This is a genomic window from Catenulispora sp. MAP12-49 (assembly GCF_041262705.1).
Classification (GTDB): Bacteria; Actinomycetota; Actinomycetes; order Streptomycetales; family Catenulisporaceae; genus Catenulispora.
Genome location: NZ_JBGCCP010000006.1, coordinates 197,638 through 221,131 on the forward strand (window position 1 = coordinate 197,638; position 23,494 = coordinate 221,131).

The 23,494-nt window shown below is 70.9% G+C and carries 24 protein-coding genes and 1 tRNA gene; 11 read left to right on the forward strand and 14 right to left on the reverse strand.

Annotated elements, in window-relative coordinates; translation table 11 throughout:
* Window positions 1-2 precede the first annotated feature (2 nt).
* The gene (locus tag ABIA35_RS14845) at window positions 3-1,424 is read left to right on the forward strand and encodes a hypothetical protein (RefSeq protein ID WP_370358265.1); all 1,422 of its coding nucleotides are present in this window, start codon (window positions 3-5) and stop codon (window positions 1,422-1,424) included.
* A gap of 124 nt (window positions 1,425-1,548) precedes the next feature.
* Here the strand turns inward: ABIA35_RS14845 and ABIA35_RS14850 are convergent, their stop codons facing one another.
* The 7 genes from ABIA35_RS14850 to ABIA35_RS14880 all read right to left on the reverse strand — a co-directional run bounded on the left by ABIA35_RS14850 (window position 1,549) and on the right by ABIA35_RS14880 (window position 8,532).
* Window positions 1,549-3,570, reverse strand: a complete 2,022-nt coding sequence (locus tag ABIA35_RS14850) for a cell wall-binding repeat-containing protein (protein ID WP_370338553.1) — start codon at window positions 3,568-3,570, stop codon at window positions 1,549-1,551.
* A 100-nt stretch (window positions 3,571-3,670) separates the two neighbouring features.
* On the reverse strand, window positions 3,671-4,798 hold the full coding sequence (gene era / locus ABIA35_RS14855) for a GTPase Era (protein ID WP_370338551.1): 1,128 nt from the start codon (window positions 4,796-4,798) through the stop codon (window positions 3,671-3,673).
* 78 nt (window positions 4,799-4,876) lie between these two features.
* A complete protein-coding gene (locus ABIA35_RS14860; protein WP_370338549.1) occupies window positions 4,877-5,206 on the reverse strand; it encodes a cytidine deaminase in 330 nt (109 codons plus the stop codon).
* A 63-nt stretch (window positions 5,207-5,269) separates the two neighbouring features.
* A tRNA-Gly gene (locus ABIA35_RS14865) sits at window positions 5,270-5,342 on the reverse strand.
* A gap of 154 nt (window positions 5,343-5,496) precedes the next feature.
* On the reverse strand, window positions 5,497-6,774 hold the full coding sequence (locus ABIA35_RS14870) for a hemolysin family protein (protein WP_370358266.1): 1,278 nt from the start codon (window positions 6,772-6,774) through the stop codon (window positions 5,497-5,499).
* Between the two features lie 49 nt (window positions 6,775-6,823).
* Entirely contained in the window at window positions 6,824-7,303 is a 480-nt protein-coding gene (ybeY, locus tag ABIA35_RS14875) for an rRNA maturation RNase YbeY (protein ID WP_370358267.1), read from the reverse strand.
* 5 nt (window positions 7,304-7,308) lie between these two features.
* Window positions 7,309-8,532 (reverse strand): PhoH family protein, encoded by a 1,224-nt coding sequence (locus tag ABIA35_RS14880; RefSeq protein WP_370358268.1) that lies wholly within the window; start codon window positions 8,530-8,532, stop codon window positions 7,309-7,311.
* 187 nt (window positions 8,533-8,719) lie between these two features.
* Between ABIA35_RS14880 and ABIA35_RS14885 the strand changes: the two genes are divergently transcribed.
* The 3 genes from ABIA35_RS14885 to ABIA35_RS14895 all read left to right on the forward strand — a co-directional run bounded on the left by ABIA35_RS14885 (window position 8,720) and on the right by ABIA35_RS14895 (window position 11,793).
* Window positions 8,720-9,895 (forward strand): hypothetical protein, encoded by a 1,176-nt coding sequence (locus ABIA35_RS14885; protein WP_370358324.1) that lies wholly within the window; start codon window positions 8,720-8,722, stop codon window positions 9,893-9,895.
* 13 nt (window positions 9,896-9,908) lie between these two features.
* Window positions 9,909-11,309 carry an adenylosuccinate synthetase gene (locus ABIA35_RS14890; protein ID WP_370358269.1) on the forward strand — a complete coding sequence of 467 codons (1,401 nt, stop codon included), beginning with the start codon at window positions 9,909-9,911 and terminating at the stop codon, window positions 11,307-11,309.
* A 130-nt stretch (window positions 11,310-11,439) separates the two neighbouring features.
* Complete coding sequence (locus ABIA35_RS14895) at window positions 11,440-11,793, forward strand: hypothetical protein (protein WP_370358270.1); 354 nt, start codon at window positions 11,440-11,442, stop codon at window positions 11,791-11,793.
* Between the two features lie 82 nt (window positions 11,794-11,875).
* Here the strand turns inward: ABIA35_RS14895 and ABIA35_RS14900 are convergent, their stop codons facing one another.
* Window positions 11,876-12,238: a histidine triad nucleotide-binding protein gene (locus ABIA35_RS14900; RefSeq protein ID WP_370338537.1), complete on the reverse strand. Its 363-nt coding sequence runs from the start codon at window positions 12,236-12,238 to the stop codon at window positions 11,876-11,878.
* 80 nt (window positions 12,239-12,318) lie between these two features.
* On the opposite strand from ABIA35_RS14900, the gene ABIA35_RS14905 reads away from it, so the two are divergent.
* Both ABIA35_RS14905 and ABIA35_RS14910 read left to right on the forward strand, forming a co-directional pair.
* Window positions 12,319-13,824, forward strand: a complete 1,506-nt coding sequence (locus ABIA35_RS14905; protein WP_370358271.1) for a N,N-dimethylformamidase beta subunit family domain-containing protein — start codon at window positions 12,319-12,321, stop codon at window positions 13,822-13,824.
* A 24-nt stretch (window positions 13,825-13,848) separates the two neighbouring features.
* Window positions 13,849-14,349, forward strand: a complete 501-nt coding sequence (locus ABIA35_RS14910) for a GNAT family N-acetyltransferase (RefSeq protein ID WP_370358272.1) — start codon at window positions 13,849-13,851, stop codon at window positions 14,347-14,349.
* Between the two features lies 1 nt (window position 14,350).
* Here the strand turns inward: ABIA35_RS14910 and ABIA35_RS14915 are convergent, their stop codons facing one another.
* A complete protein-coding gene (locus tag ABIA35_RS14915) occupies window positions 14,351-14,674 on the reverse strand; it encodes a hypothetical protein (RefSeq protein ID WP_370358273.1) in 324 nt (107 codons plus the stop codon).
* 198 nt (window positions 14,675-14,872) lie between these two features.
* On the opposite strand from ABIA35_RS14915, the gene ABIA35_RS14920 reads away from it, so the two are divergent.
* From ABIA35_RS14920 to ABIA35_RS14930, 3 genes are all read left to right on the forward strand, one after another.
* A complete protein-coding gene (locus tag ABIA35_RS14920; RefSeq protein WP_370338529.1) occupies window positions 14,873-15,265 on the forward strand; it encodes a GntR family transcriptional regulator in 393 nt (130 codons plus the stop codon).
* A gap of 105 nt (window positions 15,266-15,370) precedes the next feature.
* Window positions 15,371-16,255 carry an ABC transporter ATP-binding protein gene (locus ABIA35_RS14925; protein ID WP_370338527.1) on the forward strand — a complete coding sequence of 295 codons (885 nt, stop codon included), beginning with the start codon at window positions 15,371-15,373 and terminating at the stop codon, window positions 16,253-16,255.
* Window positions 16,252-16,956, forward strand: a complete 705-nt coding sequence (locus ABIA35_RS14930) for an ABC-2 transporter permease (RefSeq protein ID WP_370358274.1) — start codon at window positions 16,252-16,254, stop codon at window positions 16,954-16,956. The genes ABIA35_RS14925 and ABIA35_RS14930 overlap by 4 nt, the downstream gene beginning before the upstream one ends.
* A 6-nt stretch (window positions 16,957-16,962) precedes the next feature.
* Here ABIA35_RS14930 and ABIA35_RS14935 read toward each other — a convergent pair whose 3' ends face one another.
* From ABIA35_RS14935 to hrcA, 3 genes are all read right to left on the reverse strand, one after another.
* Window positions 16,963-17,706, reverse strand: coding sequence for a 16S rRNA (uracil(1498)-N(3))-methyltransferase (locus tag ABIA35_RS14935; RefSeq protein ID WP_370338523.1), 744 nt, complete (start codon window positions 17,704-17,706; stop codon window positions 16,963-16,965).
* A gap of 76 nt (window positions 17,707-17,782) precedes the next feature.
* Window positions 17,783-18,904, reverse strand: a complete 1,122-nt coding sequence (dnaJ, locus tag ABIA35_RS14940) for a molecular chaperone DnaJ (RefSeq protein WP_370339234.1) — start codon at window positions 18,902-18,904, stop codon at window positions 17,783-17,785.
* Between the two features lie 123 nt (window positions 18,905-19,027).
* Complete coding sequence (gene hrcA / locus ABIA35_RS14945) at window positions 19,028-20,059, reverse strand: heat-inducible transcriptional repressor HrcA (RefSeq protein ID WP_370338521.1); 1,032 nt, start codon at window positions 20,057-20,059, stop codon at window positions 19,028-19,030.
* Between the two features lie 228 nt (window positions 20,060-20,287).
* Here hrcA and ABIA35_RS14950 point away from each other — a divergent pair, with 228 nt between their 5' ends.
* Both ABIA35_RS14950 and ABIA35_RS14955 read left to right on the forward strand, forming a co-directional pair.
* Window positions 20,288-21,139 carry an MBL fold metallo-hydrolase gene (locus ABIA35_RS14950; RefSeq protein WP_370358275.1) on the forward strand — a complete coding sequence of 284 codons (852 nt, stop codon included), beginning with the start codon at window positions 20,288-20,290 and terminating at the stop codon, window positions 21,137-21,139.
* 52 nt (window positions 21,140-21,191) lie between these two features.
* Window positions 21,192-22,004, forward strand: a complete 813-nt coding sequence (locus ABIA35_RS14955) for a DUF3097 domain-containing protein (RefSeq protein ID WP_370358325.1) — start codon at window positions 21,192-21,194, stop codon at window positions 22,002-22,004.
* Window positions 22,005-22,028: 24 nt separating this feature from the next.
* Here the strand turns inward: ABIA35_RS14955 and ABIA35_RS14960 are convergent, their stop codons facing one another.
* Both ABIA35_RS14960 and ABIA35_RS14965 read right to left on the reverse strand, forming a co-directional pair.
* Entirely contained in the window at window positions 22,029-22,721 is a 693-nt protein-coding gene (locus tag ABIA35_RS14960) for a DUF4232 domain-containing protein (RefSeq protein ID WP_370358276.1), read from the reverse strand.
* 66 nt (window positions 22,722-22,787) lie between these two features.
* Window positions 22,788-23,483, reverse strand: a complete 696-nt coding sequence (locus tag ABIA35_RS14965) for an MOSC domain-containing protein (protein ID WP_370338515.1) — start codon at window positions 23,481-23,483, stop codon at window positions 22,788-22,790.
* Window positions 23,484-23,494 lie beyond the last annotated feature (11 nt).

The window sequence follows — 23,494 nt, forward strand, 5'->3', positions numbered from 1 at the left end:
GCGTGGCCGACCTGCCCGTGGCCTCGCTGGACGCGACCACCCGCACGCTGTGCGCGCAGACGTACTGGGACCTCGGCTTCGCCCGCGAGGCCGAGGAACTGCTCACCGGCGACGGCTTCTCGGCCATCGGGCCGCCGGTCGGGCTGAACCTGCCCACGATCTTGCAGCACGCCGCGCACTCGCTGCGGATCCGGCGACGCCGGGACCACGCGCTGCTGGTGTGCTGGCTGATGGCCGCGTTCTGCGTCGCCGGGCCGCTGCTGGTCACGCGCGGCACCAAGGACTTCGCCCCGACCCTGTTCGGCGTGGCCTGCGGCCTGGGGTCGGTGGCGGCCCTGGCCTGGACGCTGGCCACCACCGCGCGCTGGATCCGGGTGCACTCCGCCTTCGCCCTGCTGCGCACCTCGGCCTCGCCGCTGGTCTCGGCGCCGCCGCTACCCCCGGACGTGCACGGGGAGATCGTCGCCGACCAGGGCACGAACGTGATCTGCTACGCGGCCGCCTCGCCGACGCCCTTCGCCGGCTTCGGCGAGCTGGTCGACGACAAGGTCATGGTCCACCTCCCGCTGGTCCTGGTCCCGGCCTACGTCGAGGGCGCCGGCACCAAGGAGACGCACCGCGTCGACGCCACCGACATGCACCTCTACCTGCGCAACGAGCTGGGGCGCGACAGCGGGGTGCGGGACCTGGCGATCGTCAGCAACCTGTTCGTCCGCGGCGACGCGGCCAACGGCGTGGCCGGGCTGTGGCCCGGCGGCAAGGAGGCCCGCCCCGCCCGCCAGGCCCACGCCCTTATCTACTCCGCCGGCATCAACGACCCCGGCGACCGCGCGCAGACGTACCTGACCCTGCAGACCGTCCGCCACGGCGGCAATCTCGTGATCTCCATGCACGTCCGCATCCGCGAACAGCACGACCGCATATCCCTGGAGATAGCCTCCGCGATAGCCGCTCCGCTGTCGGGCAAGTACACCTCGGTCGGAGGGGCTCTGCCGCGCTCCCTCGGCGGCCTGCGGGCCCACGCGCGCTGGTACGCCCTGATGGAACTCCCCGCCGCCCTCACCGAGGCCTGGACCGGCCCGCTGATCCGCTCCGTCAGCCGCCGCCTGCGACAGCGCGCCCGTATGGACATCCTGCGCGGCATCCGCTCCGGCCGCATGCCCGACCGCGGCGCCCGCACCTCCCTGCGCCGCTGGACCATGGACGCGGCGAAGATCCAGTACCAGGAGGAGGCGGACGCTCGCGACATCCTGCAGCGTCTGCGCAAGGCGCTGTTCGACCACCTGGTGAACTACTTCGAGATGCACAAGATCTCGACCGGGGAGCTGATGCGGATCCGGGAGAACGTGCTGATCGTGGAGATGAAGTTCCGCGGCGAGGTGATCGAGGGAGCGAAGTCCTTCGGCGCCAACGAGAAGCGCTGAACGCTGATCAGTGGTCGCTGATCGCTGATCCGGCAGCCCGGCACGCGAACGATCCCGACACGCGAACGGTCCCGGCACCCGAAGCAGGTGCCGGGACCGTCATGTCAGGTCCCTGCCGCCGGACCTAGAACGGCAGCTGCACTATGCGGTAGTGCGCGGCGCTGAGCCCCTCGAGCTTGATGAGGCTCTGCGCCACGTTGTCGGTGAAGACCTGCGTGCCGCCGAACAGGTACGTGTTCTTCACAGACGCCTTGTCCGCGGTGATCGCCGCGGACGTCGCGGAGGAGAGCGCCGGGCTGACCGCCCCCGGGTCGCTCAGCAGCAGCGGGCTGCCCTGCAGGGCCATCAGCGCGCCGCCGGTCAGCGAGTCGGGGAAGTTCATGCCGCTGGCCACGCCGACCGCCGCGGGCCTGGTGCCCCAGCCGAAGGCGGCGACCTTCGCCGCGGTGTCGAAGCGGTCGACGCCGGATATCGGGGTGTAGAGCGCGGGGTTCGGCGATATCGCCGCCACCGCCTTCACCGCGCCGCCGCCGATCGCGGCGACGTTCGTCTGCCCGGCGGGGTGCGGCGCGTTCTCCTTGGCGCTCACGTAGGCCGCGATCACCGGGTTCAGCGAGACCGGCTCGGTGATGCCGTTGCCGGTGCTCAGCAGGATGGCCGCCGGGGCGCCGGAGGCGTCGGTGAACTTGTCCGAGGCCAGCGGGCCGGAGGCCAGCGCGTCGGCGAAGTCGTCGCCGCGGGCGACCACGACGTGCTTCGGGTTGTTCAACGCCTGCGGGTTCTGCGCGATGGACAGGGACGTCTCATAGCGCGTCGCGCCGCCGAAGCGCTCGACGTTGTACCCGAGCGTGTTGCTGATGTAGTCCTGGATCGACTGCGGAATCGCCTCGACACCGCCGAGGATGTAGACGGTGTGCTTCTTGTCCGCCGGCAGGACGCGCTGGATCTCGGCCGCGACGTTCGGGTCCAGGCTCTTGGCGCCGACCCCGCCGGGGGTCAGCAGCAGCGGCCCGTTCTTCGCCTTGGCCAGCGGGATGCCGCCGAGCGCGTCGGCGTACACGTCGCCGCGGGCCAGGACGACCGCGCCGGCGCTGTGCGCGAACGGGAAGGCCTCCTGCGAGACGGCGACACCGGTGCCGTAGCGGGTGGAGCCGGCGAAGCGCGTCAGCTGCGCGTAGCCCACGGTCGGCTTCGACACGTCCACCTGCGCGGTAGAGGAGGCCTGCTGCCCGAACTTGTCGGTGACCGACAGGGTGATCGTCTTCGTGCCGCTCGTGGTGTAGGTGTGGTTCTGCAGGGCGTCGGTGCCCAGCGGCAGCGCCACGGCCGAGGTCGAACCGTCGCCCCAGCTGATCGTCCCGGTGCCGGCCCCCGAAGCCGGGTCGACGCCCGAGCCCGTGAGGTCGGCCTGCACCAGGCCCGGGGACAGCACCGCGGTCTTGAAGACGGAGACCGGCTGGGTCGCGACCCCGACGGCCTCCTGCGAGGTGGACTTCAGACCGGTGGTGTTGTCGCTGTACGTCAGGGTCACGATGTGCTGGCCGGGCGCCTTGGCGCCGGTCCAGTCACAGGTCGCGAGCTTGGCCTTGGCGTCGATGGTCAGCGGCAGCGCGCCCCGGCCGTGGTCGCAGGTGCCCGCCAGCCCGGTCAGATCGGCGCCGGCCGGCAGGATCTTGGTCAGGTCGAAGGAGCTGGTGCCCTGGCTGGTCACCACGGCGCCGGGGGCGTTGAGGGCCAGCGGGACCGAGTGCGTCCAGACGATGTGCGAGGAGTCGGTCGCGTCCACGCCGACCTGGCTCGTGGCCGTGAGCTGCGCGTCGCTGTTCACCGACGTCACGGTCAACGTCTGCTTGAGCGCGCCGGCGGGGTAGTCGTGCGTGTTGGTCGGCGCGGTGGTGGTGGTGCCGTCACCGAAATCGGTGGTGACCGAGGACGCTCCGGCCGAGCCCGAGCTGTTCGTCTCCACCGTGAGCACACCCGGAGCGCCCTGGGACACCGTCCCGGTGACGTCCAGCGCCGCGGTCGGCGCCGGGACCGCCTTGGACCAGGCCAGCGCCGAGGCGGTCCCCGCCATCCCGACGCCCAGGCCCACCACCGAACTGGACACCGCGACCAGCGCGAGCCCCTTGTGCTTCACCGATTTCATGATGCGTCCTCCCCTTGTTTGCAGGTGAATCCTTATCTGAGACTCACCGGGAGGCGGCATGGTTGCCCGCCGGGGCGGACGGGTTTTTCAGAGCCCTGACTCAGAAGCCGAGCTTCGCCAGCTGCTTGGGATCGCGTTGCCAATCCTTGGCGACCTTCACGTGCAGGTCCAGGAAGACCGGTGTCCCGAGCAGCGCCTCGATCTGCTGCCGGGCCCGCGAGCCGACCTCGCGCAGCCGCTCGCCGCCGTGGCCGATGACGATCGCCTTCTGGCTCGGGCGCTCCACGTACAGCGTCGCGTGCACGTCCAGCAGCGGCCGGTCGGCCGGGCGGCCCTCGCGCAGCGTCATCTCCTCGACGGTCACGGCCAGCGAGTGCGGCAGCTCGTCCCGGACGCCCTCCAGGGCGGCCTCGCGGACCAGCTCGCCGACCATGACCTCCTCCGGCTCGTCGGTCAGCTCCCCGCCCGGGTATAGCGGCGGGGACTCCGGGAGCTGCTTGACCAGCAGGTCCTCCAGGAGCTGGATCTGCTCGTCGCGCACGGCCGAGACCGGGATCACCTCGGCCCACTCGATGCCGACCTCGCGGCCGAGCTCGACCAGGGCCAGCAGCTGCTCGGCGATCTGCTCCTTGGCGGCCTTGTCGGTCTTGGTCAGGATGGCGATCTTCGGGGTGCGCCGGACCTGGGCCAGCTCGGCGGCGATGAAGCGGTCGCCGGGACCGATCTTCTCGTCGGCCGGCACGCAGAACCCGATGACGTCCACCTCGGCCCAGGTGGCGCGCACCTCGTCGTTCAGGCGCGCGCCGAGCAGCGTGCGCGGCTTGTGCAGGCCGGGGGTGTCGACCAGGACCAGCTGCGCGTCGTCGCGGTGCACGATGCCGCGCACGGTGTGCCGCGTGGTCTGCGGGCGCCCGGAGGTGATCGCCACCTTCGCCCCGACCACGGAGTTGGTCAGCGTGGACTTGCCGGCGTTGGGACGGCCCACGAAGCAGGCGAACCCGGCCCGGAAGTCGTCGGGGAACTCATAGCGCGGCGGGGAGTCGTCCCGGACGCCGCGGCCGTACGCCGTCGGCGCCGGCTCGGCGTCCCGGACCCGGTCGGAGGTGACGCGCTTCTCGGCGAGCTTCTGGCTGCGCTTGACGCGCTCGGCCTTCTTCTTGGCCGCCTCGGCGTTGGCCGCCTGGCGGGACCGGGATCGTCCACTCGCGCTGCTCGTCATGGGAACCATTGTCCCTTACTCGGGAGGGTGTGCCGCTCAGGGCTTCGAACGCCTCGGGGCTTCGGACGCCTCAGGGCTTCGAATGCCTCAGTTCTTCGGGTCGGCCAGGAACAGGCGCGGCGGCGTGCCGGAGCCCTTCAGATCGGCGACCACGTCCAGGTCCTCCTGCCGGAACTGCTTGTCCTCGGTGACCAGCACCGCGGCCTCCAGCGCCCGGGCCCCGCTGACGACGGCCATCGCGACCGCGGTCTGCAGCGCCGAGAGCTTCAGCGCGGGCAGGTCGACGGTGGTGGCGACATAGGTACGGCCGGTCTCGTCGCGCAGCGCCGCGCCCTCGGCCGCGCCGTTGCGGGCCCGCTGGGCCTTGGCGAGGGTGTGGAGCTTGGCGTTCTCGGGGTCGAGCTGGTTGTCGGTCATGGGCCAACGCTATCGAAACGCCGAAGGCCCCGGAGGTCTGGAACCTCCGGGGCCTTCTCGCTGAGCGGATGACGAGATTCGAACTCGCGACCCTCACCTTGGCAAGGTGATGCTCTACCAGCTGAGCCACATCCGCATTCGCCTGCCGGGTTTCCCTGGCGACGTGGAAAACTATAGCCCATGTCCGGGGTGGGTTCGCCACCTGGTTACCGGGACGCGTCGGGCGTCGCACCTGTCGTGGCGTCAGGCGTGGCGTCAGGCGTCGTGCCGGTGTCGCGCCCCGCGGTGCGTCAGGCGTCGTCCTGGGGGACTCGCTTCACCAACACCGTCCCTATCCGCCGCCGGCGCCCCTCCGGGGACTCCGCGGTCAGCCGCAGCCCCTCCACCTCGATCTGCGCGCCGGGGATCGGCACGCGGCCCAGGCGCTTGGCCATCAGGCCGCCGACGGTCTCCACGTCGTCGTCCTCCAGGTCAACCCCGAACAGGTCGCCGAGCTCGTCCACGCCCAGGCGCGCGGTGACCCGCGCGGCGTCCGGGGACAGGCGCTCCACCGAGGGCCGCTCGACGTCGTACTCGTCGGCGATCTCCCCGACGATCTCCTCCAGGATGTCCTCGATGGTGACCAGGCCGGCGGTGCCGCCGTACTCGTCGATCACCACCGCCAGGTGGATGTGCCCGGCCTGCATGTCGCGCAGCAGCTCGTCGGCGGGCTTGCTGTCCGGGATGCAGACCGGTTCGCGCATCGCGGACTCCACCAGCTCGGTGGTCTCCCCGCTCGGGTGCTCGTGGATGCGCCGGACCAGGTCCTTGAGATACACGATGCCCACCACGTCGTCGGCGTTCTCGCCGACCACCGGGATGCGGGAGAAGCCGCTGCGCAGCGCCAGCGACAGCGCCTGGCGCAGGGTCTTGTGCCGCTCGATGAAGACCATGTCGGTGCGCGGGACCATCACCTCGCGCACCAGCGTGTCGCCGAGTTCGAAGACCGAGTGCACCATGCGGCGCTCCTGGTCCTCGATGACGCTGTTCGCCTCGGCCAGGTCCACCAGCGCGCGCAGCTCGGCCTCGGAGGCGAACGGGCCCTCGCGGAAGCCCCGGCCCGGCGTCACCGCGTTGCCGATCAGGATCAGCAGCTGTGCCAGCGGCCCCAGGATCCGGGTGAGCAGCGCCATGGGGCCGGCGACGGCCAGGGCCACCCGCACCGAGTGCTGGCGGCCGATGGTGCGCGGCATCACGCCGATGAAGATGTAGGACACCGCGATCATGACCCCGATCGCGGCGAACCCGGCGCCCCAGGTGCTGTCGATCCGGCGCATGAACAGCACCGTGACCAGCACCGTCGCGGCGATCTCGCAGGCCACGCGCAGTAAGAGGACCAGGTTCAGGACCGGGGCCGGGTCGTCGGCCAGCTGCTTGAGCCGGGCCGCGCGCGGCAGGCCCTGCTCGACCAGCTCGGCGGCCCGCACCCGCGAGACGCGGGACAGCGCGGTGTCCGCACAGGCGGAGAACCCCGCGACCGCGACCAGCACCACGACCGCGACGATCTCCCAGAACAGCAGGGCACTCATGCGCCGCCCCCGGCGGCCGCTCCAGTGCCCTGCCGATGTCTATGACCGCTCATCGAGCGCCTGACCTGGCCTTCCATCCTCGTAGCAGCTGTTTTTGCAGGCCGAACATCTCGGCCTCCTCCTCCGGCTCGGCGTGGTCGTAGCCCAGCAGGTGCAAGATCCCGTGCGTGGTGAGCAGCCGCAGCTCCTCGGCCGTGGAGTGGCCGGCGTCCTTGGCCTGCTTCTCGGCCACCTCCGGACACAGCACGACATCCCCGAGCAGGCCGGGCACCGGCTCGTTGTCGTCCTCGGCGCGTGCCGGGCGCAGCTCGTCCATCGGGAAGGAGAGCACGTCGGTCGGGCCCGGCTCGTCCATCCACTGGATGTGCAGCTGCTCCATCGCGGCGGTGTCGACCAGCAGGATGGACAGCTCGGCCATCGGGTGGATGCCCATCTCGCCCAGCACGTACCGGGCGACCCCGACCAGCTCCTCGGCATCCACACCCTGCTCGGTGCCGTAGTCGGTCTCGTTGGCGATGTCGATCGACATGGGGTTCAGTGCCTCTTCCTCTTGGCGTCCCCACCAGGGCTGTGGTCACCGCGCTCCCGGTCGCGCACAGCGTCGAAGCGCCCATAGGCGTCGACGATGTCCCCCACCAGCCGGTGGCGCACGACGTCGGCACTGGTCAGCTCGGCGAAATGGATGTCCTCCACGCCGGACAGGATATTGCGCACGACCCGCAGTCCGGACTCAGTGCCCCCGGGCAGGTCGACCTGCGTCACGTCGCCGGTGACCACGATCTTGGAGCCGAAGCCGAGGCGGGTGAGGAACATCTTCATCTGCTCGGGGGAGGTGTTCTGGGCCTCGTCGAGGATGATGAATGCGTCATTGAGCGTGCGGCCACGCATATATGCCAGCGGGGCCACTTCAATGACCCCGGCCGCCATCAACCGGGGAATACTGTCCGGATCGATCATGTCGTGCAGCGCGTCGTACAGCGGCCGCAGGTACGGGTCGATCTTCTCGTACAGCGTCCCGGGCAGGAAGCCGAGCTTCTCCCCGGCCTCGACCGCGGGGCGGGTCAGGATGATGCGGTTGACCTGCTTGCTCTGCAGCGCCTGCACGGCCTTGGCCATCGCCAGGTAGGTCTTGCCGGAGCCGGCCGGGCCGATGCCGAACACGATCGTGTTGACGTCGATCGCGTCGACGTAGTTCTTCTGGTTCAGCGTCTTGGGGCGGATGGTGCGGCCGCGGTTGCTCAGGATGTTCTGCGTGAGCACCTCGGCCGGGCGCTGGCCGTCGACGTCGGCCTCGCCGCTGCGGAGCATCTGGATCGAGCGCTCGACGCCGTCCTCGGTCAGCGGGGCGCCGGTGCGGAGCATCAGGAGCATCTCCTCGAACAGGCGCTGGACCAGGGCCACCTCGCCGCGGCTGCCCGCGGCGGTCACCTGGTTGCCGCGGGCGTGGATGTCCACGCCCGGGAACGCCTTCTCGATCACCCGCAGCAGGCCGTCGCCGGCTCCGAAGACGGAGACCAGGGGGTGCCCGGACGGTATCTCGATCTTGGCCTGGACGACGCCCGGCGCGACCTCGTCGGCCCGGACGGCGCGTGCGGCCCCTGAAGCGGGCCCGGAGGCGGGCTTGGAGGTCCCGGAGGACCCGGAGGACACCCCTGCCCCGTTCGCCCCCGCGCGGCCGGTTCCGGCCGCCCTCCCGTTGCGGTCCGCGGCGGAGGACTGGCGGCCCTTGCCCGAGCGCGGTGCGGTGTTGTCTGCCATAGGAACGGCCGTACGGCCTTTGATCACTCTCCTGTCTCCGTGTCGCCTCCATGCTAGCCCGCACCCCCGCGACCAGGGCGGGAGATTTTGCGCGCCACCCCTTTTCGTCACCTTGACGCTATGCGCTGCCCGGCCTATTATCGTCAATTAGACGATAACGATGGACGACCTTGAGAAGGCGATGGGGATGGGCAGCGGACGCTGGGACTACAACGCATACGAGGCAGCGGAGGCCTACCGGAAGGCGAACGGCCGCAGCGCCTTCGACTACAACGACCGGGTGCTCAGCACCACCCCGCGGAACCAGTGGCGGGCCCACCCCGATCTTGAGCCCTACAGCGTCGGCGTCCGCGAGAGCCGCGACAGCGCCGAGCACCCGACCTCCTTGGCCGTCTCCGTGCTGTTCGACGTCACCGGCTCCATGGGCGGCGTCCCCCGGGTGCTGCAGACCAAGCTCGCCGACCTGCACGGCCTGCTGCTGCGCAAGCGCTACGTCGACCACCCGCAGATCATGTTCGGCGCGATCGGCGACGCCTACTCCGACCGGGTGCCCCTGCAGGTCGGGCAGTTCGAGTCCGACAACCGCATGGACGACCAGCTCGGCGAGATCGTCCTGGAGGGCGGCGGCGGGGGCCAGATGCGCGAGTCGTACGAGCTGGCGATGTACTTCATGGCCCACCACACCTCGCTGGACTGCCACGAGAAGCGCGGCAAGCGCGGCTACCTGTTCATCATCGGCGACGAGATGCCCTACCCGAACGTCAACCCGACGCAGCTGGCCTGCGTCCTCGGGCAGACCTCCGGCTACCCCGACCGCTCAGGCCGCCCAGGTCGTCCAGGCCACCCGGGCCGTCCAGGCCGCCAGGGCGAGCGCCCCGGCCGCGGCGGGGGCCGGGCCATCCCGATCGAGGACGTGCTCCGCGACCTGAAGCGCAAGTTCGACGTCTACTACATCCTCCCGGAGGGCTCCTCCTACGCCGGCAACGACGAGGTCCTCGGCGCCTGGCGCGCCCTGCTCGGCCAGAACGTCATCCAGCTCGACGACCTGGACGCGGTCTGCGAGACCATCGCGCTGACCATCGGCCTGGCCGAGGACCGCATCGACCTGGACGCCGGCCTGGACGACCTGCGCAACGTCGGCTCCCGCGCCGGCCGCTCCGTGGAGCGAGCGCTGGGCGACCTGGACGCCCGGCGCGGCAACCACCGGCGCGACCGGGACAGCGTCTCGACGGACTCCGCGGTGCGCTACCTGCGCTCCCAGGGAGTCGGCTACACGTACGACGCCGGACATGACACCTCCGCATACGACGACTCCGGATACGGCACCTCCGAGTACGACAACCGGCCCGAAAGCCGCTGGTAAGAGAGCCCTGACCATGGACCTGATCGGCAGGAAGCACGCGATCGTCGTGGACCTGGGCTACGGCGACGCCGGCAAGGGCTCGACCGTGGACTGGCTCTGCTCCCCCGGACACACCGATTCCGACACTGATTCCCGCACCGAATCCCGCACTGATTCCCGCACTGATTCCCGCACCGCGTCACGGATCCGCGCCGTCGTCCGCTTCAACGGCGGCGCGCAGGCCGGCCACAACGTGGTCACCCCCGACGGCCGCCACCACACCTTCGCGCAGTTCGGCGCCGGCACCTTCCACGGCGTGCCGACGCACCTGTCCCGCTTCATGCTCGTCGAACCCTTCGCGCTGGCCGCCGAGGCCGCGCACCTGGCCGAACTCGGCATCCCCAACCCGTTCGCCCTGCTGTCGGCAGACTCCCGCGCGCTCATCACCACCCCGTACCACCGTGCCGCGAACCGTGTACGCGAATCCGCCCGAGACCGCACCCCCGGGTCGACCCGCCACGGCACCTGCGGCATGGGGATCGGCGAGACGGTCTCTTTCTCCCTGGCCGTCTCGCCCGATATGCCACCGCGCGTGGGGGACTGCCGGGACCGCGCCACGCTGGTCAGGAAGCTGACAGCGCTGCGCGCCCGCATCGCGGCCGATCTGGAGCTGTCCGGGTTGCGTCTGCCCGCCGATCTGCCGAGCCCGGAATTCTGCGCGGACGTCTACCAGGCGTTCGCACAGCGGGTGCGGATCGTGGACGAGGAGTGCGGAGGGTATCTCGCCGCGCTCCTGGAATCCGGGCCCTGCGTCTTCGAGGGCGCACAGGGCGTCCTGCTCGACGAGTGGTACGGCTTCCACCCGCACACGACGTGGTCGACGACCACCTTCGCCAACGCCGAGGCGTTGCTGAAGGAGTCCGGCCAAGAAGTCGAGAGCGCCGCGCGCCTCGGCGTGGTCCGCACCTACAGCACCCGGCACGGCGCCGGACCGTTCGTCTCCGAGGACGCGGCCCTGGCCCCGACGCTGCCGGAACCGCACAACGAGACCGGAACGTGGCAGGGGGCGTTCCGGATCGGGCACTTCGACGCGGTGGCGCATCGCTACGCGCTCGACGTGTGCGGCGGGGCCGACGCGTTGGTGGTCACGCACGCGGACGTTCGGGCGAAGGGCCGGCGCCTGTGCCGGGCCTACCAGGCCTCGGCGGACGTGCCGGCCATGGAGAAGCTCCCGCGCAGCCTGATGCCGGACCTGGACTATCAGCGGCTGCTCACCAAGACCGTGTCGTCGTGCACGCCGGTGTACGAGGACGGCCCGCAGGACGAGCGGGACTGGCCGGACGTCATCGGACAGGCGCTGGGGACGCCGGTCGGCGTGGTCTCCTCGGGCCCGACGTGGCGGGAGAAGGCCGCGCGCCTGCCCTGCGCGAAATAGTGCGGCGCACGGCAGGGCGCCCCGGAACGGGAGCGAATCAGAACATTGACGTTCATCGGCGGGTCACTACGATGAACCGAGGTCGAACAGGACCGACTCGGCACCATCCCACCTCTGTCAGGAGGCTCGTATGCGTGCAAGAAGGATCTTCGCGACGGGGATCGCCGTGACGGCGGCGGCCGGCTTCGTGGCTTTCGCTCCGAGCAGCGCGACGGCGGACACCGCCGCCCCGCCGTCCTGCGAGCAGGCCGGGCAGACCATGCAGAAGAACATCTCGTACTACAACTGCGAGTACTACGTCCCCGGCAACCCGTACCTCACCTGGAGCGGGGCGCCCATCACCCGCGGCCAGGGAACCGGCGAGCTCTGGGGCACCTGCGTCGACGGTTCGCTGCCGTACTACATCACCGTCAGCTGGACCGACTCCGCGGGGACGCACTCGGGCACGACCAAGCTGACCTGTGAGGGCGGCGGCAAGGTCTAGCCGTCCCGGCCGGCGCTGTCCCGATCAGAGCTGCCCCATCCAGAGCTGCCCCGTTTAGCGACGGGGCAGCTCTGGCGCCCGCTCAGGTCCCGAAGTGCGCGAGGAAATCGCCGCCGAGCACGTGCGCGTGGACGTGGAACACCGTCTGCCCGGCGTGGGCGTCGGTGTTGAACACGGTCCGGTAGCCGTCCGCCGCGATCCCCTCCGCCTTCGCCACCTCGCGCGCCTCGACCAACAGCGCGGCGGCCAGGTCGGGCGCCTCGGCGGCGAGTTCGGCGGCGTTGGCGTAGTGCGCCCGCGGCACGATGAGGTCGTGGACCGGTGCCTGCGGGTTTATGTCCTTGAACGCGACGGTGAGCTCCGTCTCGCGGACCACCGTCGCCGGGATCTCGCCGGCCACGATCTTGCAGAAGAGACAGTCGGGTTGCGGTCGGCCGTCGGCCATCGTGTCCTCCTGGGGCGCCCGTTGGGCTGTACTTGGTGCTCTGCTGATCGGGAGGCTTTCCGGCGATAGGCTACGGCACCATGCGCCTCCTGGACGGTTTCGCCCCGACCGCCGCCGCGATCGGCACCACGCCCGACGTCCCGGACCTGGGCGACGACGCCCGGGCCGCGGTCAAGGGTTTCGCTTCGGCCACCGCCGTGGCCCCCGGGGAGTCGCTCGACTTCCACATCTCCGTGGCCGAGCCGCAGGACGTCACGGTCGAGATCTACCGGGTCGGCGCCTACGGGGACCACCGCGCGGGCCTGCTCGGCAGCAGCACGCCGGTCGCCGCGGTACCGCAGCCCGAGCCGGTGACGGACCCGGAGACCGGGATGATCACCTGTCTGTGGGAGCCGACGTGGCGGCTCAACGTCCCGGCCGACTGGAAGTCCGGGGCCTACCTCGCGGTCCTGCGGACCGCAAGGGACGCAGAGGGCACAGCGGGCGCCAACTACGTGCCCTTCACCGTGCGCGATCTGCACCGCCGCGCGAGCTGGCTGGTGGTCGTGCCCTTCGCCTGCTACCAGGCCTACAACATGTACCCGTTCGACAACGCGCGCGGGAAGAACCTCTACTACGGCTTCGACGAGAGCGGCGAGCAGGCCAGCAAACTGCGCGCGTCATCAGTCTCCTTCCAGCGCCCCTACGAGCTGACCGGGATGCCGCGCGAGGCCGAGCGGGTCCACGACTTCGTGGTCTGGGCCGAGCGCCAGGGCTACGACATGGAGTACGCGACGAGCGAGGACCTGGACCGGGGCCGCGTCGACCCGCTGAACCACAAGGGCCTGATCTTCCCCGGCCACGACGAGTACTGGTCGGCGGGCATGCGCAAGTCCCTGGTGAAGGCCCAGGACTCGGGCGTCTCGACGGTGTTCCTGCAGGCGAACAACGTCTACTGGCACATCCGCTACGAGGGCACCACGATCACCTGCTTCAAGTCCCGCCAGGACCCGGTCAAGACCAAGCGCCCCGGGCAGACGGTGATGTGGCGCGATCTGCGGCTGCCCGAGCAGGAACTGCTGGGCGCGCAGTACGTCAGCCTGGTCAAGGGCGACGCCCCGCTGGTGGTCACGAACGCCGACCACTGGTTCTGGCAGGCGGCCGGCGTGAGCGAGGGCGACACCTTCCCCGGCCTGGTCGGCGGAGAGGCCGACGCGGTCCACGACAAGTACCAGAAGGCTGACGGCACCGAGTTCGCCGTCCTGGCCCGCTCGCCCTACACCGACGGCGCCGACGGCACCCGCGAGCAGCAGACCGTGCTGCACCGCAAGCCCAGCGGCGCGTGGGTCTTCGACGCCGGGACCTTCTTCTGGCCGATGGCCCTGGGCCGGGAGGGCTTCGCCGACCCGCGCATCGAGGCCGCGACCGCCGCGCTGCTGGCGCGCATCGCCGCCGGGGACGGCCTGGCCTCCCGCTCGGCCCGCCGGCGCGCCGCCCTGACCGCGGCCGTGAAGCGCGAGGCCAGCCCCTCGGCGGTGTCCGCGAAGGCCAAGCCGGTGGTGAAGCGGGTGGGCCGCAAGGTGAAGCGCACTCTGAAGCGGCCGTAGCCGGCAGCGGTACATTCGGGCGCCATGACGACGAAGCCGACCAGGAACGTACGCCTGGACCCGATGACAGCCGACGAATACCCGGCCTGGGAAGCGAAGATGGTGACCGGCTACGCGGCGGCCCAGGTCGGCGAAGGGCACTGGGCCCCCGAGACCGCCGAGCGGCAGGCGCTGAACGTGACCCGGGGCCTGCTCCCGGCCGGCGTCGACAGCCACGCGAACCATCTGTGGATCGCCCGCGACGCCCAGACCGGGCGTGAGATCGGCGCGCTGTGGATAGCCCTGCGGACCGCCGTGGATGAAGGCCCCGCGACCGAGGCCTTCATCTACGACATCCACGTCAGCCCCGACGTACAGGGCGAGGGCTACGGCCGGGCCGTCATGCAGGCCGCGGCAGCCGCGGCGCGCGCCCTCGGCGCCCAGACCGTCGCGCTGAACGTGCACGGCGCGAATGATCGGGCCTACCGGCTCTACAAGAGCCTCGGTTACGCGGTGACCAACCGCCACATGCGGCTGGGGCTGTAGTTCAGGATCCCCACCCGTAAGCGTCGCCGGTCTTCAGTTCCTCCCAGAAGATCGGCTCGGGCTGTCCGGTGACCTGCGCGCCCTCCATGATCGGCGCGATCTGGGACTGCTGCTCGGCGAAGAACGCCTCGAAGCTCTGCCTGTCCGGCCACTCGTCGAGTGCCACGATGCTGTTTCCGTCTTCGGAGCCGTAGAACCGGTGCGCGATGAGGCCGTGGCGCTTCGCCGCCTCGACGACGCTGTGGAGCTTCTCCGCGTTGTCCTTCGCGTACTGCTCCATCGCCTGCGGATTCCCGGAGAACTTCAGCGTCAGAATCACGGACATGGGAACTTCCTCTCGCCGCGTGCCCACGGTCGCCGGGGCACGGCTGAGTGTGTGATCCCCTCCAGTCGAACAGCCGAACTATCAGGTCGCGCCGCCCACTGCGCCATCCAGACTAGGACGCGCGCCTTGCGCCCCTACTGTGCTGACTGTATATATTGTGCATGTACAGATAAAGCCGCGGGGCCGGGGAAGGGTGCCATGCGAGTCGTCTTGTCGAACAGCTCCCAAGTGCCGCTCTACGAGCAGATCAAGGAACAGATCGGGGCGGCGATCCTGGGCGGCGGCCTCGAGGAGGGCGCGGCCCTGCCGTCGGTCCGGGCGCTGGCGCGCGACCTGCGGATCAGCGTCATCACCACCACGCGCGCCTACACCGAGCTGGCCGCCGAGGGGTTCATCGCGACCGTGCCCGGCAAGGGCGCCTTCGTCCAGCCGCTGGACCGCGGGCTGATCCGCGAGCAGCGGGTCCGGCAGGTGGAGGCCGGGCTCCAGGCGGCGCTCGACGCCGCCGGCCCGGCCGGGCTGAGCCGCGACGACCTCGTGGAGATCCTCGACACGCTGATCCGGGCCGAGCAGCAGGAACCCGCTTCCTGACATCGCTTGCCGGCCGATGCGACACCGATGCGACACCGATGCGGCACCGATACAACGCCAATGCGACGCCGATACGACACCGACACGACACAGGGGGAACCGCCGGTGGAACCAGAGTTCGCCTTCGCCTTCCGCGGAGTGCAGACCACAGTGGGCCGATTCCGGCTGCGGGACGTCAGCTTCGCGCTTCCGCAGGGTTATGTCATGGGGTTCGTCGGGGCCAACGGCGCCGGCAAGACCACCTCGATCCGGTGCCTGCTGGGGATGCAGCGGATCGAGCGGGGCGAGATCGAGGTGCTCGGGCACCGGGTCCCGGCCCCGGTCGCGCTCCGGCAGGACGTGGGGGTGGTGCTGGACCACACCTACCTGGTCGGGGAATGGCGGCTGAGCGAGGTGGAACGGGCCGTCGGGCCGTTCTACGACCGCTGGGACACCGCGCGGTACCACGACCTGCTCGACGGGTTCGGCCTGGACGCCCGGGCCCGGGTCAAGGACCTGTCGCGCGGCATGGCCGTGAAGCTCATGATCGCGATCGCGCTGTCGCACCGCGCCCGGCTGCTCGTCTTCGACGAGCCGACCAGCGGGCTGGACCCGGTGGCCCGCGACGAGCTGTCCCAGATCCTCGGCGACTTCCTCACCGACGAGCGGCACAGCATCCTGTTCTCCACGCACATCACCTCCGACCTGGAGCGCATCGGCGACTACCTGACGCTCATCCACGACGGCCGGATCGTCGCCACCGGGACCAAGGACGAGATCCTGGACGGCTTCCGCATCGTGCGCGGCGGCCCGGACGACCTCGCGGACGTCGTCGGCGTCCCGCTCATCGGGCTCCGGCGCACCGGCGTCGGCGTGGAGGCGATGGTCGCCACCGAGGACGCCGGGCTGCTCGGCGACCGGGTCGTGATCGATCCGCCCAGCCTGGAGGAGATCGCCGTCCACATCGGATCGCGCGAGAACACCCGCGTCCCCGCCGAGGAGTACTCATGACAGCCCTCACCCGCGCCGCCCTGCTGGATCTGCGCACCATCGCGCCCTACCGCCGCCAGGTCATCTTCACGCCGCTGCTGGTGGTGGCGATCATGATCAACCGTCCGGAGGTCATCGTGCCGGGGCTGGTCCTGCTGTGCGCCGCGACGACCGCCGGCTTCCCGTTCATGGTCTCCGACCGTTCGGACCTCGAGACTCTCTACGCCGTCCTGCCCCTGACCCGGCGCTCGCTCCTGCTCGGCCACTACCTGTGGGCGACGGCGGTCTTCGCCGTCACCGTTGGGCTCGGCACACCCGTGGCGCTGATCCTGGCCCGCCAACAGCACGACGCGTTCAGCGGGCACACCGTCGCGACCGTCGTGACGCTGTCCTGGGCGGCGTTCGCGCTGACCGTCTCGATCCAGTTCCCGCTGTTCGTCCGGTTCGGTTTCACCAAGTCCGGCCTGCTGGCCACGACCCTGCCGATCAGCATCGTCGCGGTCGCCGCCACCCGCCTGCACCTGCGCTACACGCCGGACGCGACGGGCTTCGCGCTGTTCGCGGCCGGCGGTGCGGCCCTGCTCGCGGTCTCCATGGTCGCCACGACCTTGGTTGATCCCCGCCGGATGCGCCTGCCGGCATCGGTATCGGCATCAACGTCGGCACCGATGTCGGCATCGGCATCGGCATCGGCGTCGGCGTCGGCGTCGGACAGGGGCTGATCCCGGCTAACCCCACCGCCCCGACTTCGCCAGCACCACCGTGGCCGCGGCGGTCCCGGCCGTCGAGGTCCGCAGCACCGTCGGGCCCATCTTGTAGACCTGCGCGCCGGCCGCCTCGAAGGCCGCCAGCTCCTGGCGCGAGATGGAGCCCTCCGGGCCGATCACCAGGACCACCGAGCCGGTGCGGGCCACGTCCAGGCCCGCCAGCGGCGTCTCAGCGTCCTCATGCAGCACCAGGGCCTGGTCAGCGTCCGCGAGCAGCTTGGCGACCTCGGCGGTCGAGTGCAGCGCCGTCACCTCCGGCCACCAGGCGCGGCGGGACTGCTTCGCGGCCTCCCGGGCGGTCGCCCGCCACTTGTTCAGCGCCTTCTCGCCGCGCTCGCCCTTCCACTGCACGATCGACCGGCTGGCCGCCCACGGGACCACGGCGTCGACGCCGATCTCGGTCATGGTCTCGACCGCGGTCTCGCCGCGGTCGCCCTTGGGCAGCGCCTGGACCACGGTGATCCGGGGCTCCGGGGCCGGGGTGCGCACCACGTCCCGGACGTCCAGCTCCAGCCAGTCCTTGTGCGCCACCGCCACCACGCACTCGGCGACCACGCCCTGGCCGCTCGCCAGGTCCACGCGCTCCCCGGCGGCGAGCCGGCGCACCAGGGCCGCGTGGCGGCCCTCCGGACCGTCCAGACGCACACGAGCACCGCGGCCGGCCGTCTCAGTGTCCTGCCAGAAGAAGACCGGTGCGGTGCTCACGTGATTCCTTTGTCCCTGTTCTTCTTTTCTTCTTCGCCGCGCTTGCCCGCTGCCCGCTGCTCGCCGTGGGGCGGCGTCAGCGGGCGTTGAAGGCGTCCCGCAGCCGCGAGAACAGCTTCTGCTGCCCGGGCGCGAACTCCCCGGAGGGGCGCTCCTCGCCGCGCAGCTTGGCCAGCCGGCGCAGCAGTTCCTCCTGCTCCGGGTCCAGCTTCGACGGGGTCTTCACCTCGACGTGCACGACCAGGTCGCCGCGACCGGTCCCGCGCAGGTGCTGGATGCCGCGGCCGCGCAGGGTGATCGCGTGGCCGGACTGGGTGCCGGGGCGCACGTCGATCTCGGCGGGGCCGTCCAGGGTCTCCAGAGGCAGCTTCGTGCCCAGCGAGGCGGCGGTCATCGGCAGCGTCATCGTGCAGTGCAGGTCGTCCCCGCGGCGCTGGAAGATCTGGTGCGGCAGCTCGACGATCTCGATGAACAGGTCGCCGGCCGGACCGCCGCCGGGGCCGACCTCGCCCTCGCCGGCGAGCTGGATCCGGGTGCCGTTGTCGACGCCCGGCGGGATCTTCACGGTCAGCTTGCGCCGGGTGCGCACCCGGCCCTCGCCGCTGCACTCCGGACACGGCGAGGGGACCACCGTGCCGAAGCCCTGGCACTGCGGGCACGGCCGGGAGGTCATGACCTGGCCCAGGAACGAGCGGGTGACCTGGGAGACCTCGCCGCGGCCGTTGCACATGTCGCAGGTGACCGGGTGGGTGCCCGGGGCCGAGCCCTCGCCGGAGCAGGCCACGCAGATCACCGCGGTGTCCACGCTGATCTCGCGCGCCGAGCCGAAGGCGGCGTCGGCCAGCTCGATCTCGATCCGGATCAGCGCGTCGTTGCCCTTGCGGACCCGCGAACGCGGCCCGCGCGAGGTCTGGCCGCCGAAGAAGGCGTCCATGATGTCGGTGAACCCGAAGCCGGCGAAGCCGCCCGCGCCGGCCCCGGCGCTCCGCGGGTCGCCGCCGAGGTCGTACATCTGGCGCTTCTGCGGGTCCGACAGGACCTCGTACGCCATGCCTATCTCTTTGAACCGCTCTTGCGTCCCCGGATCCGGGTTGACGTCCGGGTGCAGTTCACGGGCCAGGCGCCGGTACGCCTTCTTGATCTCGTCCTGCGTGGCGTCACGCCGCACACCCAGAACGCTGTAGTAATCCGTCGACACCGACATGCCCTCGCTAGACTCCGCCCAGAAAAAACTGCTCGACTACACGCTACGTGGTGCCCGCCCGTCGCCCGACCTCCGCCCCACATAGAGGCGCTACGCGCCGCAGGACTCTTTTCAAGCTTAGGTCTCAGCCAGTATGCGCCCCACATACGCGGCCACGGCGGTGACCGCGCCCATCGTGCCGGGGTAATCCATCCGTGTGGGCCCGAGCACGCCCAGGTGGGCGACCACGTCCCGCTCGCCCCGTCCATACCCGGTGCTCACCACTGACGTGCCGATCAGGCCCTCGTGCGCGTTCTCGTGTCCGATCCGCACGGTGAGACCGGACTGTGCCTCTCCGAACAAGCGCAGGAGCACGACTTGTTCCTCCAAGGCCTCCAGCACCGGGTAAACCGTGTCGGGGAAATCATGGCGGAAGCGCGCCAGGTTGGCGGTGCCGGACATCACTATCCGCTCCTCGCGCTGCTCGACCACCGCGTCCAGCAGCGTGGCGATCACCACTCCGACCCAGTCGCGGTCCTCCTCGCCGAAGCGCTCGGCGAAGTCGGCCAGCAGCGTCGGCACGTCGTTCAGGCGCCGGGCGCCGACCTCGGCGTTCAGCCGGGCCCGCACGTCGGCCACGGTGGACTCCGGAACCGGGGCGCCGCAGTCCACGATCCGCTGCTCCACCCGGCCGGTGTCGGTGATCAGCACCAGCATGATCCGGGCCGGGGTCAGCGGCACCAGCTCCACGTGCCGCACCGCCGAGCGGCTCAGCGAGGGGTACTGGACCACCGCGACCTGCTGCGTTATCTGGGCCAGCAGCCGCACGGTGCGCGCCACCACGTCGTCGAGGTCGACCGCGCCGTCCAGGAAGGAGTGGATGGCCCGCTTCTCGGCCCCGGACAACGGCTTGACCTGCGAGAGCCGGTCCACGAACAGTCGGTAGCCCTTGTCGGTGGGGACCCGGCCGGCGCTGGTGTGCGGCTGGTGGATGTAGCCCTCGTCCTCCAGGGCGGCCATCTCGTTGCGTATCGTCGCCGGCGACACGCCGATGTTGTGCCGCTCGACCAGGGCCTTGGAGCCTACCGGCTCCCTGGTGGCGACGTAGTCCTGCACGATGGCGCGGAGCACGTCGAGCTTGCGCTCGTCGAGCCTGCTCTCGGTCGTCACACCCGCCTCCGCATCTTCTCGGCCCGGCCGGCCGCCGTCCCTGGCACTCACCGAGGTGGAGTGCCAAGGCATTCCTTTCAGTGTAACGGCGTGTAGCCTCCGAATGCTCCTTCCCCCCGTGCGCTTTCGGCTGCGGCCCAGGTCGAACCCGCCGGTCAGAAAGCTCGGCGCGCGCCCGGGCGAACATCGGCCCTTCGTTGATGTGCCCAGCGCTGGCAAGATCAAGCCATGACCACCTGGACCGAGACCGCCGACCGCGTCTTCATCCGCCGCTTCGACCCCGTGAACGTCACCGTGACCGCCGTTCTGGGCGGGGACGGCGTCCTGGTCGCCGACACCCGGTGCAGCGTCCAGGAGGGCCGGGAACTGCGCGAGGAGTTGGCCGAGCTCACACCGCTGCCGGTGCGCTGGGTCGTCAACACGCACACGCATTTCGACCACATGTGGGGCAACGCCGCCTTCGACGTGCCGCACCAGGTGCCGCCGGCGGACTTCTGGGGCCACGAGAACCTGCCGGACTTCGACCGCGCCGACCCGGAGTTCGCGACGTTCAGCGAGTACCTGCTGCGCGAGGGCGGCCCGGAGTGGCAGGCGAAGTTGGACGAGCTGGTGGTCCGCAAACCCGACCACCTCGTCGCCCGCGAGCACACGCTCGATCTCGGCGGCCGAATCGCCGAACTGCGCCACATCGGCCGCGGCCACACCGACAACGACCTGGTGGTCTGGCTGCCGGACGCGGCGGTCGCGATCAGCGGCGACCTCATCGAGCAGTCCGGCCCGGTGGCCTACGGCAGCGACTCCTTCCCGCTGGACTGGCCGTTCACGCTGGCCGCCCTGAGCGGGCTCACCGGGCAGGACGCCACCTACGTCCCGGGCCACGGCGACCCCTCGGACCGCGGATTCCTTCAGGGGCAACAGGAATTCGTCACCGCGGTGGCCGAGCAGATCAAGGCCCTGCACGCCGACGGCGTCCCGGTCGAGCGCGCGGTGGAGGCCGGAAGCTGGCCGATCGAGGACGCCGCGCACTTCGCCCAGGCGGTCAAGCGCGGCTACGCCCAGCTGTCCGGCGAGCTCCCGTAGTCTGGCGGGCGTGCCAGAGCCCGACATCCGCAGCAAGCAGTACTCAGGCGACCTGTCCGGCCTCGCCCCGGCCCGGCGCCGGCCGGTCTCCACGGAGGTGGAGGCGGTCCGCGACCTCGTCGTGGAGGACGTCGAGACCGGCTTCTGCGGCGCGGTGATCCAGATCGAGAAGACGCCCGGCGGCCCCACGGTCACGCTCGAGGACCGCCTCGGCAAGCACCGGGTCTTCCCGCTGGGCCCCGGGTTCTGGATCGACGGCCGCCCGGTCACCCTGGTCGCCCCGCGGGCGTCCCAGGGCCCTGCGACGCCGCGGCGGACCGCCTCGGGCTCCATCGCGGTGCCCGGCGCGCGGGCCCGCGTGGCCCGGGCCGGCCGCATCTACGTCGAGGGCCGGCACGACGCCGAACTCGTCGAGAAGGTCTGGGGCGACGACCTCCGGGTGGAGGGCGTGGTCGTGGAATACCTGGAAGGCGTCGACGATCTGGCGGCGATCGTCGACGCCTTCCGCCCCGGCCCCGACGCGCGCCTGGGTGTGCTCGTGGACCATCTGGTGCCGGGCACGAAGGAGGCGCGCATCGTGGAGTCGGCCATGCGCTCCCCGTACGCCGAGTACCTGCTGGTGGTCGGGCACCCGTACATCGACGTCTGGGAGGCGGTCAAACCCGCCGCCGTGGGCATCCAGGCCTGGCCCCGGGTCCCGCACGGCCGCCCCTGGAAGGAAGGGGTCTGCGAAGCCCTGGGCTGGCCGGTGAACACCCCGGCGGCCTGGAAGCGGATCCTGCGCTCGGTGCGCGATTTCCGGGACCTGGAGCCGCAGCTGCTGGGCCGGGTCGAGGAACTGATCGACTTTGTGACAGGAGTCTGATTCCTCCGGGCGCCGTGCCGAGCCTCAGTGCGGGGCGGAGTACGTCCCGGCGACCCAGCCTTCTTCGTAGGCGGTGTCGTGCGCGCAGTGAGTCCGGCCGGCGAACGGAAGGTCGTCACCCGGCGGCGTGACGCGCACGGCGGCGATCGCCACGCAAACGCCGTTGCCGTCGCTGCCGTAACCGATGACCATCGCGGCCGAGGCGCCCGGGGCCAGGGTGTACGGCTTCAGCTGCGGATCCGAGCTGAAGGAGACCGCCAGCGGCTGATCGTGCGCGTCGAGGTACTTCAGGTCGGGCTGCGCCGACAGCGTGCAGGCGGTGGTGCCGTTGTTGGTGGCGACGAGGTCGGTGAACGTGTTCCCGGACGCGGCACCGGACAGCGGCACCAGCTTCTCGGCCAGTCCGCCGCAGTGCGCCGGATCCGCGGATCCGGCCGCGGAGCCGGCGGTCGTGGAAGGCGCCGTGGAAGGCGCCGCGGAGGTACCGGTCGGATCGCCGGCACTGGTCGGGCTGGAAGCGCTGGTCGGGTTCGAAGCTGTGGTCGGGCTTGAAACAGCGGTCGGACTGGAAGCACTGCTGGTGGCGGCGGTCGTCACCGTGGTGCCGGAGCCGCCCGCGCTTTTGGTGTTGGTGCTGGAGCCGCAGCCGGCCATCGTCAGTGCGCTGACGGCCGCCACCGCCGCCAACGCCCCCGTGGACCGAGAGAACCGATGCATTAGTTCCTCCTGAAAGAGATCCCCCTTTGCACCGTGACGTGTGATCTTCGGGTCGCGTTGCCCGAATCAGGCCTCGGATTCGCTTCCGCCCCCGGCGCCGTCCTCGGGGATCCCGAGCCGCTTGCGCGCCCACTGCTTCAGCGGCGGCGCGAGCTCGGCGACCTCCAGCAGCCGCGCCGCCTCGGCTCGGTCGCGGTGGAAGATGCGGGAACCGTCGGCGACGGTGAAGCCGTGCGCCGGCCGGGACAGCACCTCGAGCCGGTCGCCGGCGCCGACGTCGCCCTCGGCGACCACCCGCAGATAGGCGCCGGGCCGCAGCGCGAGCTCGAAGCGGCGGGTCATGCTCTGGTCGCCGGCCCGCACCCCGAGCTTCCAGCACGGGATCCGCGGCTGCGCGACCTCCAGCTCCACGCCGCCGACCCGCCAGCGCTCGCCGACCACGGCGTGGCTGACGTCGTAGCCGGTGACGGTGAGGTTCTCGCCGACGAATCCGTCCTCGATCTCACGGCCGAGTTCGGCGGCCCAGAAGTCCAGATCCTCGCGGGAGTAGGCGTACACCGCCTTGTGCACGCCGGCGTGGTTCACCTGGTCGGCCTGACGGTCGCCGTCGACGTGGTGGTCGACGATCTTCACCCGTCCGGGCACCGGATCCTTGAAGATCGCGGTCTGCCGGACCTCGCCGTTCAGCTCGACATCGCGGGGCAGGCCCACGTTCACACTGATCAGCAGGCCGTCGCGGGCTTGCGGGCGCACAGTGGTCATGGCGCCCATCC

Excerpts from the sequence above, each read along its gene's own strand:
- ABIA35_RS14960 (WP_370358276.1), bottom strand. The coding sequence starts at position 22,721 with ATGCATCGGTTCTCTCGGTCCACGGGGGCGTTGGCGGCGGTGGCGGCC.
- ABIA35_RS14915 (WP_370358273.1), bottom strand. The coding sequence starts at position 14,674 with ATGTCCGTGATTCTGACGCTGAAGTTCTCCGGGAATCCGCAGGCGATG.
- ABIA35_RS14880 (WP_370358268.1), bottom strand. The coding sequence starts at position 8,532 with ATGGCAGACAACACCGCACCGCGCTCGGGCAAGGGCCGCCAGTCCTCC.
- era (WP_370338551.1), bottom strand. The coding sequence starts at position 4,798 with ATGGTTCCCATGACGAGCAGCGCGAGTGGACGATCCCGGTCCCGCCAG.
- ABIA35_RS14920 (WP_370338529.1), top strand. The coding sequence starts at position 14,873 with ATGCGAGTCGTCTTGTCGAACAGCTCCCAAGTGCCGCTCTACGAGCAG.
- ABIA35_RS14850 (WP_370338553.1), bottom strand. The coding sequence starts at position 3,570 with ATGAAATCGGTGAAGCACAAGGGGCTCGCGCTGGTCGCGGTGTCCAGT.
- ABIA35_RS14910 (WP_370358272.1), top strand. The coding sequence starts at position 13,849 with ATGACGACGAAGCCGACCAGGAACGTACGCCTGGACCCGATGACAGCC.
- ybeY (WP_370358267.1), bottom strand. The coding sequence starts at position 7,303 with ATGTCGATCGACATCGCCAACGAGACCGACTACGGCACCGAGCAGGGT.
- ABIA35_RS14860 (WP_370338549.1), bottom strand. The coding sequence starts at position 5,206 with ATGACCGACAACCAGCTCGACCCCGAGAACGCCAAGCTCCACACCCTC.
- ABIA35_RS14890 (WP_370358269.1), top strand. The coding sequence starts at position 9,909 with ATGGACCTGATCGGCAGGAAGCACGCGATCGTCGTGGACCTGGGCTAC.
- ABIA35_RS14870 (WP_370358266.1), bottom strand. The coding sequence starts at position 6,774 with ATGAGTGCCCTGCTGTTCTGGGAGATCGTCGCGGTCGTGGTGCTGGTC.
- ABIA35_RS14905 (WP_370358271.1), top strand. The coding sequence starts at position 12,319 with ATGCGCCTCCTGGACGGTTTCGCCCCGACCGCCGCCGCGATCGGCACC.
- ABIA35_RS14950 (WP_370358275.1), top strand. The coding sequence starts at position 20,288 with ATGACCACCTGGACCGAGACCGCCGACCGCGTCTTCATCCGCCGCTTC.
- ABIA35_RS14900 (WP_370338537.1), bottom strand. The coding sequence starts at position 12,238 with ATGGCCGACGGCCGACCGCAACCCGACTGTCTCTTCTGCAAGATCGTG.
- ABIA35_RS14885 (WP_370358324.1), top strand. The coding sequence starts at position 8,720 with ATGGGCAGCGGACGCTGGGACTACAACGCATACGAGGCAGCGGAGGCC.
- ABIA35_RS14895 (WP_370358270.1), top strand. The coding sequence starts at position 11,440 with ATGCGTGCAAGAAGGATCTTCGCGACGGGGATCGCCGTGACGGCGGCG.
- ABIA35_RS14930 (WP_370358274.1), top strand. The coding sequence starts at position 16,252 with ATGACAGCCCTCACCCGCGCCGCCCTGCTGGATCTGCGCACCATCGCG.
- ABIA35_RS14965 (WP_370338515.1), bottom strand. The coding sequence starts at position 23,483 with ATGACCACTGTGCGCCCGCAAGCCCGCGACGGCCTGCTGATCAGTGTG.